Raw genomic sequence first — 14244 nt, 5'->3', positions numbered from 1 at the left:
AACCTGGACTGCTCCAATGCCCACCACAAACCGAACTGGACGGTTGGCGCCCAGTTCAGATTGTGTCCCCGGCCCTGGCCGGTACTAGCGGAAGATGTTGTAGGGACTCCAGCCTGAGCCGACGATGGCCCGGGGACCCCAGATGCCCCGGCTGAAGGGGTAGTGGGCCAGCCGGCCGTCGCTGAGCCGGCTCATGAGCCCGGAGCTTCCCGCCGTGAATCCCGCCATGCTGGTGATGCTGGTGACGATGTTCCAGCCGTTGCCCACCCTGCGCCTGGATTCGGGGACGAAGCCGCCGGCCCCCGTGGAGCGGTACAGCACCATGCTGCCGTCGGTGCGCTTGGCCAGGATGTCCTGTGCCCCGTCCTGGTCGAAATCGACCATGGTGTTGTACAAGCCTCCCCAGCCGACACCGGTCTTGATGCGGGGCGAAAGCGATGATCCGCTGCCGTTGCCGTAGTACCAGAGCGTCCCGGCGCCGTCGTAGGCCAGAATGCCCGGGTACCTGTCCGTCTTGCGCCAACGGCCCACCGTCACGTGGTAGCTGCCCCAGCCGATGCCGATGGCCCGGGCGGCGGCGAAGCCGCCTCCAGAGCTTCCGGCGTAGTAGCTCAGGCGGCCGTCCCGCCACTGGGCGATGAGGTCGAAGACACCGTCGCTGTTCCAGTCCGTTACAAACCCCCGAGCCAGGGCGGACCAGCCGGAGCCGATCTTCTCCCGGGGCTGGAACCCGCCCCTGCCGTTTGCCGGGTAGTTCCACAGCACGCCGTCGGATGCGGCAGCGACCACATCGGCCCCACTGTGGATGGACGGCCTGGAGACGGGCGGAGTGGAGATGGGTGGAGTGGTAGTGGTGAAGGTCCATGTCTCGTCCGACGCCAAGGCGTTCCCGGCAACATCCTTCACCCCGTCGGAGCCGCCCTTGATCGTCGCCGTGTACGTCGTATCCGCCGCCAGGTCCGCATCGGGGTTCAACGTCGCGACCCTGTCAGAGCTGTTGTACGCCACAGATGCCGGCACCGTCGTCGTCCCCGCCGTTGTCCCCTCCGTCAGCGTGAACGTGCCCGGCGTGAGCGTCGAGGCATCCATTGCCTCCGAGAACGACCCCGTCACATTCGCCGTCACCGCCACATCAGTCGCATCAGCAGCCGGAGACGTATCGGTCACCTCCGGAGCCGTCGTATCAGCATCGTCGTCATCATCGCCGCCGCCGCCGCTGGGGTCGTGAAAGTGCCAGTACCGGCTTGTGGCGTTCACATCGGCGAGCACCAGTAATCCGCTGTTGGCCGTGCCCCGCGCCGCACTGTTGAGGTTCTGCTTTGTCGACGTCACGTTGTGGACATATTGGTCGGCGTCCACGATTTGCGCCGTCTTCGTGGTGGTGAAGCTGATGTCATCCAACGGCGTGGACTTCTCGTAGATCGCACCCCCCGAGTTACTGCAGACATCCGCGTCCGTCGTGCCGCTGGGCTTCGGATAGGTCGCGAAGGTACGCAGCCTCTGCGTGCTCTCGTCAATCATGACGATCACCCGGTTCGGGCACTCCGCCACGGTCGCGATCGTGTGCGTCGACCAGTTCGACGTCGCACCATCCAATGCCAACAGCTGGATCAGCGGCTGGGACGCCGACGTGAACGACGTCTTAATAGCGGCGAAAACCCGGCCACCCGAGGAGTCCAGCCACTTCAGGTTCATATGGTCATCACCGCTGCGCTGCCCGTCCACCGCGGCCACTGGAGCAGTCCACTCGGTGTCCGACGCTCCATCAACGTGGTAGCTCCAGTACATGCCGTCGGTGGCGTCACCAACCTGCCGGCTCCACATCACACCGATCTTGCCTGGTCCGAACGCGAGCACAGCCGAATTGTCGTCCACAGACACGTTGCTCAACGACGCAGGATGCGGGAACGGCGTCCCCCACGTCTCGCCATCCTCCTCAGTGGCGTTCAGATAGATCTGGTTATCCTGCTGCCACGTGGCCCATACCCGGCCAGTCGAGTCCTTGTCGATGGACAGGGCCTCAACGCGTTGGTTGTTGATGGTTTCAGAATCCAGCAGCGAGTAGGTCTCCTGATCCGAGTCGTAGCTGTAACGCCGCATCGTCGTCGGGAAGTTCGGCTCAGCCGGCAGGCCGTCGTTGACGAACCGGTAGCTCGCCACATGCAGCGTGGTCCCGTCCCACAGCACGTCATGATGGGTGTTCGCCCGCGTGTCCGTCGCCACACCGGTATCGGCCCACGAGCTCGTGGCGGCATCGAACCGGAAGATATGAAATTCCGAGCTGGCAGTGTCCCACAGGTTCCCCCACCAGACACCGTCGTTGAACCACAACGCACTTGTCGCGCGCTTCGAACCCGTCGGCGTCCCCGTCCCCTCATGCGACGGGCCCTCAACCCCAACATCGCCCTCAGCAGCCGAAGCCGTAACCGGCACCACCAGAACACCACTCAGCGCCAGCAGCAACGCTGTCAGCAGTGCAGGGAGCCGCAGATTCCGCGACCCCCGGAGTTGAACGTGCGTCTGTATAGGGTTGGTCACTAGCCTCACCACTCTTTGAAGTTGTTTGCCTATGCCAGTCCCGAGCAACCTTCCGGCTGAATACGAGAAACCAAAGCGCATGCTGCTGCAGTCCTGACAACCTGCGTACACTCCCCCACCGGAACATGTTCGGCTGAACAACTTGCAAAAAGGTTGCTGGGATTTTTTGAGCTGGCCCCAGTTTTAGGGGTTTAGGACTGTGATCCTTGAGACCGCTTACGGTTCGGTGAGCCCGGTGCGGATGGCAAACCTTGTGAGGTCCAGCCGGTCTCGCAGCCCGAGCTTCTGCAGGACATTGGCCCGGTGGCGATCGACGGTCTTCACGCTGATCCTGAGGATCTCGGCGATCTCCTTGGCGGAGTTCCCCTCTGCGATTAGCTTCGTAATCTGCTCCTCGCGGGGTGTGAGGATGCTGTCCGGCATCCGGTCGCCTCGGCGGTCGCGCTCCAGATAGTCGCGGATGAGCGCGGTGACGGCGCCGGGGTAGAGGAACGACTCCCCTCGCATCGCTGCGCGGCACGCCTCGATGAGGTCGCGGTCGGCGACCGACTTGAGCACATACCCGGAAGCTCCTGCGCGCAGCGACTCGAAGAAGTACTGCTCGTTGTCGTACATCGACAGGATGAGGATCCGCACGGCGGGTGCGCTTCGCGATATCTGCCACGCCGCCTGGATACCGGTCATCTGGGGCATTGCGATGTCGAGGACAGCGAGGTCCACCCCGCCCGCGGTCGCGGCGGCGACGGCCTCTGTGCCGTTAGCGGCCTCGGCCACGACGGTGAGGTCGGGTTCCGCATCGAGAATCAGGCGAAGGCCTCGGCGGACCAGGGCGTGATCGTCGGCGAGCAGGATGCGCGTGGGTTCGGCCACGGGCTCAGCTCTCTGCCGCGGTGCCGGGAACGACGAGGCAAACGTCGGTCCCACCGCTCGGCCGGGCTGCGACCGTCAGGTTGGCATCGATGAGCAGGGCGCGTTCGCGCATCCCGCGGATGCCCGCGCCCTCACGGAGGTCACCGCCCCGGCCGTCGTCGAGAATCCGCAGAGTCAGCCCAGTCGTTGACGAGGTGAGCGCGAAATCGACTCGTGTCGCATGCGCATGGCGGGCGACATTGGTGAGCGCCTCCTGCGCGATGCGGTAAAGCACCAGCTCGACCTCCCCGCGGAGCTCGGGGAGTTCGTCATCGAGCTCCCAAATCACCGGGACCCCGCTGGAGCGGGAGAACTCCAAACCCAGTGAACTCAGTGCGCTCAGCAGGCCGAGGTCGGCGAGCACACCCGGGCGCAGGCGCTGCGCCACCTGGCGGACCTCCTCCAAGCTCGCGCGGACAGCCTCCTGGGCGAGGAGGCTCTCCTCGCGGAGATCGTCGGGAGATCGGTCGACGACTCGCTTGAGACTGAGGAGAGCGACGGTCAGGCTCTGGCCTATTTGGTCGTGGAGTTCCCGCGAGATCCGTTGGCGTTCCCCCTCCTGAGCGGCCAGCGCTAGAGCGCTGCTCGCGCTGTTCTCTGCCTCCAGCCGGTCGAGCATCTCATTGAACGTGCGGATGAGGTGCTTGAGGTCGCCGTTGCCGGCCTCGGTGGCCCGATCACCACCGCGTCGCAGCAGGCCCACCCGGCGCATCACGGTCGTCATCGCGTCGAGCGGCGCCAAACTGGCCCGCACCAGGGCGGCGTTCGCGGCGAGGATGAGGGTCAGTCCGATGAGCAGGACCGGCACCTCGGTGAGCAGGACGGGCGACGACACGGTCGCCGGTGAGAGCGCCAGCACGAGCGTGCCGATCGCGAAGAGCAATCCGTTGATGATGAACAGTCGCCAGAACAGCAACTGCGCCGGTCCTTTCGGAGGCAGGCCGGGTGTGGTTCCGGCGGCCCTGGTTTCGGGCGGGGTCCGCATCCGACTAGCCTTACGCGCCCCGCGTCCTTTGTCCATGAGGGCTGGCCCCCATGGGCGGCACCGGCCCCGGGGCACGGCGCTCCGGAAATGGGTGCCATCCCCGATGGCACCTCTTTAACCGCGGACGGAGACTGAATGTACACCCGAGAATCTACGGAACGGAGGGCCCGATGGAGATTACCCAGTCCACCGTTGTCGGTGCCGGGGTGCTGCACGATTGCCTGACCCGCGACGGTCAGCAATTCCGGATCTTCGTCGCGCGTCCCTGCGGACGCGAAATCTTCGTTTACGGCTCCGCGGAACCCGATCGGGCTGTGGCGACGATCGTGCTCGAGGAGGACGAGGCCGATCAGATCGCCGAGCTCCTGCACAGCCGGCCGATCACCGATCGGATCGCCGAACTTGAACGCCGGGTCGCGCAGCTCGCGGGGAGCGGGCGATGACGATCGGGTACGTCCCTCCACTCATTCGCGTGTCGTCGATTCACACCGGAGCCTCGGTTGGTAGATGCGACTGGGCTGGACCGGCAAACTGAAAGGCCAGGTACTCGCAGGATCATTCCGGGAGAGGACCCGATGGAGCACCTCCACCGATTCGCCAGCGAATTCCTTAAGGCGCTCAGGAACCTTCTGCCCATCGTTTTCGTCGTCGTGGTGTTCCAGCTGCTTGTGTTCCGCTCCATGCCCGATGACCCATTGGAGCTGGTGGCGGGGCTCCTGATCGTGGCTGTGGGCATTGCCCTGTTCCTGTATGGCCTGGATCTGAGTATCTTCCCGGTCGGCAAGAACCTGGCGAACCAGTTTGTCCGGAGCGGGGCCCTGGGGTTGTTGCTGCCCTTTGGGTTTGCCATCGGCTTCGCTGCCTCCGTCGCGGAGCCGGCGGTGATCGCTGTCGCGGAGCAGGCCCAATTAGTCAGCGATGGTCGGATCAATGCGCTGGTGCTGCGCTTCGTCATCGCTGTGTCGGTGGGGCTGGTCTTGATCCTGGGCATCCTGCGTGTCCTGCGGGGCTGGGCGGTGTACAAACTGCTGATCGCGGGCTACGCGGTGGCGCTGGGACTCACGTATATCGCCCCGCCGGAGATCATTGGTCTTGCCTACGATTCGGGCGGGGTCACCACCAACATTGTCAGTGTCCCGCTGATCGCGGCGATCGGTCTCGGCCTGGCCAATTCGATCCGGGGACGCAGCCTGCTGACGGACGGTTTTGGGCTGGTGGCCCTGTGCGTGATGGTGCCCATGATCGGGGTCCAGCTCTACGGCATCTGGGTCTACACCTTCGGCGACGCCTGGCCGGCGCCGCCGGTCACCGACGCAGGGGAGGACCCGACGGATTGGGTGGTCGGCATGATCCTTGGCCTCGCCTCAATGGTCCGGGAGGTCCTGCCTATTGTGGTCGTCGTCCTTTTCTTTCAATGGGTCGCTCTGCGGCGCAGGCTGCCCCACCCCCTGCGGGTCATCATCGGCTTCATCATGGTCCTGGTGGGGCTGTATGCCTTCGTCGTAGGGCTCAAGCTCGGGCTGTTCCCACTCGGGACCCTGATGGCGGAGCAGCTAATCGAGCAGGGAGTCCCGGCCCTGATCCTGCTCTTCGCGCTGCTCATCGGCTTCGCAGTCACCATGGCCGAACCTGCCTTGGTGGCCATCGGAGAACAGGCGCAGGACGCATCTCCGGGCAAGATCAGCGCATTCGCCGTCCGCGTCATTGTCGCCGTTGGTGTCGCCCTCGGGATCGGTTTCGGTGTCTACCGCATTCTGGTGGGAGGGCCGTTCCACTACTTCATCATGGTCGCCTACGCCGTCGCTATCGTGCTGGTGTTCTTCGCCCCGAAGTACATCATCGCGCTGGCCTTCGACCTGGGCGGGGTGACGACGTCGGAGGTCACCGTGCCGCTGGTGACCGCCCTGGGGATCGGCCTTGCGGCCGCCGTGGAGGGCAGGGACGTGCTGATCGACGGGTTTGGCCTGATCGCGTATGCCTCCATCTTCCCTGTCATCTCCGTCATCGTGTATGCCATGGTGATGGAGAGATTTCCCCTTCTGAGGAGGGAACCGGCATGAAATTCACAGCGGTTATAGTGATCGCCCCGGACGAGCTTGAAGACAAGGTGATCGACCATGCGCAGCGGGCAGGGGCCACGGGTGTGACCATCCTGCCGGGCAAGGGCATCGGGGGTGAGGCCAGGAAGACGTTTTTCGGCCTCACGTTCGAAGGGACGCAGTCGGTGCTGCTGATGGTCGTGGGGGCTCACCTGACCGCGCCGATCCTGAAGGAACTGCACCAAGTCCTGGTCAGGGGGACCGAATCCCGCGGCTTGGCCTTTGCGATCCCGATCGAGCACCTGACCGGGATCGACATGCGGCAGGTCGTCAGGTTCGAGGAGCATCTGCGCCGTGAGGGCTCCTGAAGCAGGCCCGGAAACGTTAGAAGGAGGAAAGAGATGCTCACCGTCAAAGATGTCATGGTCCCCCAGGTCGTCACGATATCCCCCTACAGCACGCTGCGTGAGGCGCTGTCCATGATGAAGGAGCGCCAGGTGAAGAGCCTGGTGGTGGAGCGGCAGCACGCCCACGACGCCTACGGCATGCTGAGCTACAGAGAACTCCTGGACACCGTCGTTGCGCAGGACGGCGACGTGGACCTGCTGAACGTCTATGACGCCGCCACCATTCCCGCAATCACCGTGAACCAGGACCTGTCGGTCCGGCAGGCCGCGGCCCTGATGAGTCGCTATCACCTCAGCCGGCTCGTCGTGGTGGAAGGCAATCAGCTCGTCGGGCTGCTCGCCATGAACGACATCCTCGCCCGGCTCATGGAGGAACTCACGTGACATTCACCCGGCAGCGCTGACCAGAACTCTTCGCCCGGCGCGTGGCACACTTCGTCACCGTCAAGCGCGCCGTCAAGGTGCTCAACGGGCAGGAAACGGCCACCTACGTGGTGGACGGCGAGCTCTTCTTCGCCTCGTCCAACGACCTCTACATACCCAGATGCGCGAACGCCTCGCCGGTAAACTCAGCGGCCACTAGGAAGCGAGCTCGTTAAGACGGCAAAGTTACAGATGGATGTCGGGCAATCACTGCCAAGCAGCTCGGGTCCTTCGCCGAAACCGTAGCGCCCCCGATAGCGGTGATCTTCTCGGCGCTACTTCATGGCGCGGAATGTCGTCGTCTTCTCTTTGGTTACCACCGAGCCGATCGTCGCGGAGAACGACGACATGCCCCGCGAAACTACTTTCTGGGCGCCAAGGGTCACAGTGCCGGTGGCAGAGACAGGCCGGCTCTTGGTACCTTGCGACGATACAAGGCGGATGCCCTCGGAAGGGAATCTGGACATTGCAAAAGTCGTGGTCGCTTTAGCCGTAGCCCGGAAAGACACGTCTGCCGTCATCGGCGAAACTACTGGGTTGTCGGGGTCGGCAAAGTTCGTAAATTCCATGGACATCCTTAGATGCCCTCTAGCCAACTCGTCCGGAACGGCCAAGTTCAGGGTGCTCGTAGTCTCCCCAAACCCGTTGATCAGTGTTGTGCCGGTGCATATGTCAACCTGTGTGACAGATACAAAGCCCAGCTTGTCGCGCGCAGTCGATCCGCGGCTGGTGAAGACGCTGCCGAACACGCTGACCGTGGTCTGGATGCACCCATCCGTACGGTCGAATTCGGCGGTCAACCCCTCGCCCCTCGTTACGGTTTTCGTTACGACGGGCCGCTCCGCCGCGGTGCTCGGTCCAGCGCCAGCGAGTTGAAAGAAAAGTGTTCCGGCTAGTGCCAGTCCTCCGAGTGCTGTCTTTTTCATGGCACTTCTCTCCTTCGTAGGGCCGCGAGTCCTCAAGGTCATCGGATCGTAAGCGGGCGAAGTTGGGAAAACGGTGGAACGGCCGCCTTGGGCGCAGCAGCCCTCCGCCGTCGACGTGTCCGCTGATGCGGCAGGTGGGAGCCGGACGAGCTTTCACCACCCGCTGATCGACAGTTCACAGGGCCCTAAACAGCGCCGGCCGGCTGCTTCTGAAGAGCAGCCGGCCGGCGGTTCTGGACAACCGGCCCGATGCGGGCCGGACGGGATGAAACTAGCCGAGGTCCGGTATCAGCAGTACCTTGCAGGCGTCCCCTGTCAGCAGTTCGATGGCTTCGTCGATCTGGCTCAGTTTCATGCGGTGGGTGATGAGCCAGTCGAGGTCCAGCCGGCCCGAGTCCAGCAGCAGCAGACTCTGCTCCCAGGTTTCCCAGAGCCGGCGGCCGAAGATTCCCCGCAGGGTGATGCCCTTTTTGTTGATGTGCGCGGCGATGTCGACTTCGGCCGGACGGCCGGGGTGGCCGACGGTGATGACGGTGGCTTCACGGCGGACGGCTTCGAAAAGTGTTGTAAGGGTGCCGGGGGCGCCGGAGCATTCGAAGGCGACGTCGAAGCCGCCGCGGCGGCCCGTCAGCTCGCGGCAGCGCTCGATGACGCCGTCGTCCGGGTGCAGGGCGATTGCGCCGAGCTTTTCGGCTTGCGCGCGCCGGTAGGGGTTGGGGTCGACGGCGATGACATGGCTGGCGCCCATGAGCAGAGCCAGGTTCACGACCACCAAGCCCACCGGCCCGGCGCCGCTGACCAGCACGGCCCGTCCTGCGACGGAGTAATCGGCGCGCTGGATGGCGTGAACGGCAACGCCGGCCGCTTCGAGCAGGGCCCCTGATTCGAGCGACAGGCCAGTGGGGAGCTTCACGCAAATGTCCTGCGGAACCGCCGCGTACTGGGCGAAGAGTCCGTCGATGTGCATGCCCAGGATCCCCGTGCGTTCGCAGGTGTGGGCGTCTCCGGTGCGGCAGGGGAAGCATTGCCCGCAGGTCAGATGGCTTTCAAGGGCGACCTGGTCGCCGACATGCAGTCCGGTGACGCCTGCACCGACCTCGACGACCGTGCCTGCGCCTTCGTGGCCGAGGATGACGGGGAGGTTGAGGTTGAAGGCCTGGGCGGAGGGGGTCCACTCATAGAGTTCACGGTCTGTACCGCAGAGGGATGCGGCGCCGACCTCGATGACAACTGCGCCTTCTGTTGCTTTAGGGTCCCCGGCGTCGGTGACGTATTCAACGCCTCGTTCGGCCGCTGTTTTCACTACTGCCCGCATGGGGGCCGCCTTTCGTTGGTTCTGGTGATGCTTGGTGGATGGATGTTGGGTGTCAGCCGGGGAGTTGGCCGGCGAAGCGGCGCAGGATGTCCGGAGGACCGACCTGTCCGCCCTTGAGCAGCAGTCGGCAACCGGCGACGGCGGAGCCGCCGTCCGCCCGCAGGATCGGACCTGCGGTGACGAACTGGTCAGAGACGCGCAGCTGGCGCACGCCCATGGCGATGAGTGCGTGGCTGGAGGTGTCCCCGCCGCAAACGGCGATGTCACGGGTGGTTCCGGCCCCGGCCATCCGGGCGGCGATGCCGCCGATCAGTGCACCGACGTAACCGGCGTCTGCCGGTTTCGAGGCTCCGTAACGCGGGTCGTCGGCGCCCCGGGTGGTGTGGACGACGACGTTGCGGCCCAGGCGCAGCGCCGCTGAAACACGCCGGTCGAGGGCGGCCACGGCCGTGACGTCATGACGCTGGAGCAGCTCCGCGGGTACGGGCACCTCTTCCCAGCCGTGGCCCACGGCATCGTTGATCTGTTCCGCGGTGGTGCTGGAGGCCGAGGCACTCACGGCCAGCACGGGTCCGGTTGGCTGTTGGGGTCCGGGTGCGCGCGGAGTCTGGTCCGAAATGGACCGGGCCAGCGCTGCCATGATGCCGCCGGATCCGATGACGATGGAGGGGCCGTGGACGTGTTCCTCGCGGGTCAGCGCCTCGGCTACGGCATCCAGGTGACGTTCGTCAACGGCGTCGACGACATAGGCCAGCGCTCCTGGTTCGCGACGCCGGTCAGCCCAGACGTCCTTGAACGTGCCGTCGTCGTAGGCGGGCAGGTGGATGGCCCCGGGTACCTGTCCAGTGCCGAGTTGCTCAGCCAGGACCTGGCGGAGGTCGGCCTCGGACATGGGGGTGGAGGGGTGCCGCGACATGATCGGATGGCGGTCCAGCCGGTGGATCTTGCCCGCGTGGGCAGCGTAGTGGTTGCTGAAGGCTGTGTACCGGCCGAAACCGGGCTGGGCGGGAACTACGGGGATCGACCCGTGGAGACCGAAGCGTTCATGCAGCAGCTGGATTCCGCGGCCGATGCTGCCAACCGTGACGGAGCTGTCGAACGTTGAGCAGACCTTGTAGAGCAATACCTCGGGGTTGAGTGCGGCGATGCCGGCCAGATCCCTGCGGACCAGGTCGTCGAACGCTTTCCCCTCCAGCGAGCGGGCCGGTCCGGCAAATCCGACGACGTCGGTATCGGTGGGCAGCGGCGCGTCCCCGATGACCAGGGCTGCTTCCAGGCCGTAGCGGTGGGATTGGGCGAGGACATCGGCGGCTCCGGTGAGGTCGTCGGCGACGAAACCGAAAGCTGGCATGCTAGGCACCCTTCCCGAAGGTCTGGACAGCGTGCAGCAGTGACGCGTCGCCGGCTTGTGCCTTTTGCTGTGCAGCCGCGTTCAGCGGCACGCCAGCCACCGCGGCTTCCCAGGCCTGGCGCAGGCTGCGCACTCCGGCGCCAGGCCCGTCGGGGTGTGCCGCCACTCCCCCGCCGGCGAGCATCATCAGATCGGTTGAGCCCACAGCCTCGAAGGTGGGGCCGGGCGTGGTGACGTTCTGTCCCGAGGAGAGGACCGGAAGCGGTGTGGCCGTCTGCCCGAGCGGTTCGAGCAGGCTGCGGATGTTGGCGGCGACCTCACCATCCAGTTCGTAGAACTTGCTGCCCAGTCCGCTCGCGTGCAGCTGGTCGGCACCGGCCAGACGGGCCAGCTGCTGCCAGACCCGGTAGTCCATGCCCAGCGCCTTGGAGCGCATGGACGCTGCCAGGCCGGCGCGGTGGCCGTGGATTGGTACCTCGGCGAAGCTGCGCAGCCAAGCGAGGGCGGGCAGTCCCATGACGGGAATATTGAGCATGACGCATCGTCCCCCGGCTTCAACGACCAGGTCGTGGCGCTTCTGCAGGCCCGCCAGGTCGCCGGTGATGTTGAAGGCGTACATGGTGGGGTGGCCCGTGATTTGCTCGGCGGCCCGGATTTCCTCGGAGGCGACGGCGACCCGGCGTTCGAGGGGCAGGTACTCGGGGTCGGTCATCAGTTCGTCGTCTTTGATGAGGTCGATGGAGGCCATCGCCAGGTCACGGACCACCAGCCGGAATTCCTCTTCCGAGAGTCCGACATTGGGCTTTACGATGGTGCCGACCATCACGCCTTGGACGTCCCCGATGAGTTTGCGGGTTCCCTCGATTCCGAAGGCCGGCCCGGGGTGGGCGGCGAGGAACTCCTCCGGCAAGACCAGATCCTGCAACCGGCAGGCATAGAGTTCGCCCAGCTCGAACAGGTTTCCTGCGATGGCGGTCTGCAGGGTGGCCAGGTCCGTGCCGATGTTCTCCATCGGGAAATCAACGGTGACCAGAGCCGCGCGGACCTTTTCCGGGTTTGCGCGGGAGGGAAGGGAGGGCCTGCAGGCGCCCAGTTCCTGGACGTCCACAACGTGGGCTGCGTGCCGCTCCCGGATCCGGGCGGATTCGCCAGGCACCGGCAGGAAGGTGCCGCTGGACTGCTCGCCCGCCATGATGGCTGCGGCCTTTTCAGGGTCAATCTCGGACTCTAGGTAGTAGGTGCAACGCACCGAGCGCGGGTCGCGCATGGTTTCTCCGTCCATGAAGGGGATGTAAGGGCTGGTTCAGATTGTGCTGGGAACGACCGGATCGGCCGGCTGGAGGCCTCCGGCCCGCTTCAGTGCCCAGGAGGCGACGATTGGGGCGAGTATTGCTGTTACCAGGACGGCTGTTGCGGCCTGCGCCGAGGCGGATGCGACGAACGGCTCAAATCTCGGATCGGCCACCGCCACGACCGCGGGTACGGCTACGGCGTTGCCGGCCGTGGTGCCCGCTGCGAACCCGATGCCGCTCTTGGATCCGCGTTTCAGGACGTACCGGTATCCCAGGTAGGTCAGGCCGCCGGTGAAGCAGACCACGCCCAGGCCAAGGAAGATGCCGGCGAATCCGCCGGTGAGCACCGTGTTCAGATTGATTCCGGTTCCGACGGCGAAGGACATGAAGGGGATAACGATGTTCGGCACGTGGTCCAGGGCTTTGGTCCACTCGCGGTCGACCGCGCCGATGATGAGGCCGAGGATGAACGGGATCAGTGCCGCGGCGAAGGCAAGCACCGGAATGCTTCCCAAGCCTGATGCGCCGAGGAAGATGAGGGCAAGGAACGGCCCATCGTCGAATGCGCTGGCGACATAGGCGCCTGTATCCCGCTCGTCACCGTACTGGCCGGCGAACGCGAGCCACAGGGCGCCGTTGCTGTTCCCGAAAATGGCCAGCAGCGCGAGGATGGATACCCCTGCGATGCCTTCGATGCCCACCACCAGCCCAAGGACCACCGCGACCGAAGCGGGGATCAGGGTCTTGCACACCAGCACCACCGTCGTCGTCGAGGCTGCCGCCTTGCCGCTGTGGCTGCCGGTGATCTGGGCGCCGGTGGCCAGGATCAGCACGGCGATCAGCGTCAGAGCGCCCTCCTTGAACAACGCGGTGGTGAAGCCGCCGATCTTCAAGGCTTCGGGGGCGAAGGTGTTCATGAGCACCCCCAGCATCAGCGGGATCAGCATCATGCCTGCGGGAACCTTCTGGAGGAAGGCAAACGCCGGGATACGGGACGGGCTAGTCCTCAACTGCATCTGTGTCATCAACCTGACCTTTCATACGCCTTTGTATCTTTCAGTCGCCGGACTTAGTCCGTACAATTAGTACGTACATTACTTGTGTTGCCCGTCACCCGTCAAGCATGAGTTGCAGCAGCAGCGGGCTATGATGTGCAGGAAACGGCAAAGGAGTCAGCGTGAGTGTGCAGCCAGTTGCGGCGGAGCCCCCGGAGCGGACGCCCCGTGTAAACCGGGAGGAGGGGCGGCCGCTTCACGCCCAGATCCGGGACATCCTGCACCGGCAGATCCTGGAACTCCCCCTCCACCCCGGTTCCTCCCTGCCGACCGAGGAGGAACTCCAAAAACAGTTCGGCGTCTCCCGCAGCGTCGTACGGCAGGCTCTGTCCGGGCTGGCCGACCTCGGACTGATTCGCCGCCAGCGCGGCCGGGGCAGCGTCGTCGCCGCCACCCCAGTCCTCCGCCGGCATGTCCAGCGCGCCGGCGGACTGGACGAACAGGTCGCGGCGCACGGTCAGCGCCTGCGGACCCACGTCCTCACCGTTGAACCAGCCTCCCCGCCCGAGGCGGCGGTCGAGGCCCTGAACACCACCAACACCTGGAAGATTGAACGGATCCGCTACCTGGAAAAGCTCCCGGTGGCCTTCATGCGGACCTGGGTACCGCGCGACCTGTTTCCGCACTTCACCACAGAACTGCTTGAAAACGCCTCGCTGCTCGGCCTCATGCGGGAGCACGGGTACCATCCGGCAGGCGGCCCGAGGCAGGTTCAGGCCGTTGCCGCAGATCCAGACCTGGCGCAAAAACTGAACACAAACAATCGCGAGCCCCTGCTCCTGCTGCAGGGCGTAACCCGTGACGCGCTGGGCCACGGTCTCGAATGGTTCAACGTCTGGCACAGCCCCAACACCGTCTTCGACGTTGACGCGCAGGTTACGTCACAACCCGCACCTGTCTCCGAGGAACACATCCGGCGCCTGCGAACGCTGACACAGCAACTCGAATCAGAACTAGCGGCCCTCGACAACAGCAGTCGCTAGCAGCCGCCGGTCACGGTGGAC

Annotated in this window: 14 protein-coding genes; 6 read left to right on the top strand and 8 right to left on the bottom strand. The window is 65.0% G+C overall.

Annotated features, from left to right (window positions below):
- Window positions 1-84: 84 nt before the first annotated feature.
- From ACIP9X_RS08315 to ACIP9X_RS08305, 3 genes are all read right to left on the bottom strand, one after another.
- On the bottom strand, window positions 85-2538 hold the full coding sequence (locus ACIP9X_RS08315; protein ID WP_400479246.1) for an Ig-like domain-containing protein: 2454 nt from the start codon (window positions 2536-2538) through the stop codon (window positions 85-87).
- A 216-nt stretch (window positions 2539-2754) separates the two neighbouring features.
- Window positions 2755-3408 carry a response regulator gene (locus tag ACIP9X_RS08310; RefSeq protein WP_400479245.1) on the bottom strand — a complete coding sequence of 218 codons (654 nt, stop codon included), beginning with the start codon at window positions 3406-3408 and terminating at the stop codon, window positions 2755-2757.
- Between the two features lie 4 nt (window positions 3409-3412).
- A complete protein-coding gene (locus tag ACIP9X_RS08305) occupies window positions 3413-4432 on the bottom strand; it encodes a histidine kinase (protein ID WP_400479244.1) in 1020 nt (339 codons plus the stop codon).
- A gap of 170 nt (window positions 4433-4602) precedes the next feature.
- On the opposite strand from ACIP9X_RS08305, the gene ACIP9X_RS08300 reads away from it, so the two are divergent.
- The 5 genes from ACIP9X_RS08300 to ACIP9X_RS08280 all read left to right on the top strand — a co-directional run bounded on the left by ACIP9X_RS08300 (window position 4603) and on the right by ACIP9X_RS08280 (window position 7477).
- Window positions 4603-4875 (top strand): hypothetical protein, encoded by a 273-nt coding sequence (locus ACIP9X_RS08300; protein WP_400479243.1) that lies wholly within the window; start codon window positions 4603-4605, stop codon window positions 4873-4875.
- A gap of 132 nt (window positions 4876-5007) precedes the next feature.
- Window positions 5008-6492: a DUF1538 domain-containing protein gene (locus ACIP9X_RS08295; protein ID WP_400479242.1), complete on the top strand. Its 1485-nt coding sequence runs from the start codon at window positions 5008-5010 to the stop codon at window positions 6490-6492.
- The gene (locus ACIP9X_RS08290) at window positions 6489-6839 is read left to right on the top strand and encodes a P-II family nitrogen regulator (RefSeq protein WP_400479241.1); all 351 of its coding nucleotides are present in this window, start codon (window positions 6489-6491) and stop codon (window positions 6837-6839) included. Before ACIP9X_RS08295 ends, ACIP9X_RS08290 begins: the two co-directional genes overlap by 4 nt.
- A gap of 33 nt (window positions 6840-6872) precedes the next feature.
- Window positions 6873-7262 carry a CBS domain-containing protein gene (locus ACIP9X_RS08285; RefSeq protein WP_400479240.1) on the top strand — a complete coding sequence of 130 codons (390 nt, stop codon included), beginning with the start codon at window positions 6873-6875 and terminating at the stop codon, window positions 7260-7262.
- A gap of 41 nt (window positions 7263-7303) precedes the next feature.
- Window positions 7304-7477, top strand: coding sequence for a hypothetical protein (locus tag ACIP9X_RS08280; RefSeq protein WP_400479239.1), 174 nt, complete (start codon window positions 7304-7306; stop codon window positions 7475-7477).
- A gap of 99 nt (window positions 7478-7576) precedes the next feature.
- Here the strand turns inward: ACIP9X_RS08280 and ACIP9X_RS08275 are convergent, their stop codons facing one another.
- The 5 genes from ACIP9X_RS08275 to ACIP9X_RS08255 all read right to left on the bottom strand — a co-directional run bounded on the left by ACIP9X_RS08275 (window position 7577) and on the right by ACIP9X_RS08255 (window position 13210).
- Entirely contained in the window at window positions 7577-8227 is a 651-nt protein-coding gene (locus ACIP9X_RS08275; RefSeq protein WP_400479238.1) for a hypothetical protein, read from the bottom strand.
- Between the two features lie 271 nt (window positions 8228-8498).
- Entirely contained in the window at window positions 8499-9542 is a 1044-nt protein-coding gene (locus ACIP9X_RS08270) for an alcohol dehydrogenase catalytic domain-containing protein (protein ID WP_400479237.1), read from the bottom strand.
- Between the two features lie 52 nt (window positions 9543-9594).
- Window positions 9595-10893 carry a four-carbon acid sugar kinase family protein gene (locus ACIP9X_RS08265; protein ID WP_400479236.1) on the bottom strand — a complete coding sequence of 433 codons (1299 nt, stop codon included), beginning with the start codon at window positions 10891-10893 and terminating at the stop codon, window positions 9595-9597.
- Between the two features lies 1 nt (window position 10894).
- Window positions 10895-12160 (bottom strand): RuBisCO large subunit C-terminal-like domain-containing protein, encoded by a 1266-nt coding sequence (locus ACIP9X_RS08260; RefSeq protein WP_400479496.1) that lies wholly within the window; start codon window positions 12158-12160, stop codon window positions 10895-10897.
- A gap of 36 nt (window positions 12161-12196) precedes the next feature.
- Window positions 12197-13210: a 2-keto-3-deoxygluconate permease gene (locus ACIP9X_RS08255; RefSeq protein ID WP_400479235.1), complete on the bottom strand. Its 1014-nt coding sequence runs from the start codon at window positions 13208-13210 to the stop codon at window positions 12197-12199.
- Window positions 13211-13362: 152 nt separating this feature from the next.
- Between ACIP9X_RS08255 and ACIP9X_RS08250 the strand changes: the two genes are divergently transcribed.
- Entirely contained in the window at window positions 13363-14223 is an 861-nt protein-coding gene (locus ACIP9X_RS08250) for a GntR family transcriptional regulator (protein WP_400479234.1), read from the top strand.
- Window positions 14224-14244 lie beyond the last annotated feature (21 nt).

The organism is Arthrobacter sp. NPDC093125, assembly GCF_044754225.1.
Classification (GTDB): domain Bacteria; phylum Actinomycetota; class Actinomycetes; order Actinomycetales; family Micrococcaceae; genus Arthrobacter.
The sequence above is the reverse complement of the archived record's forward strand: the minus strand, read 5'-3'. Positions and strand labels throughout refer to the sequence as shown.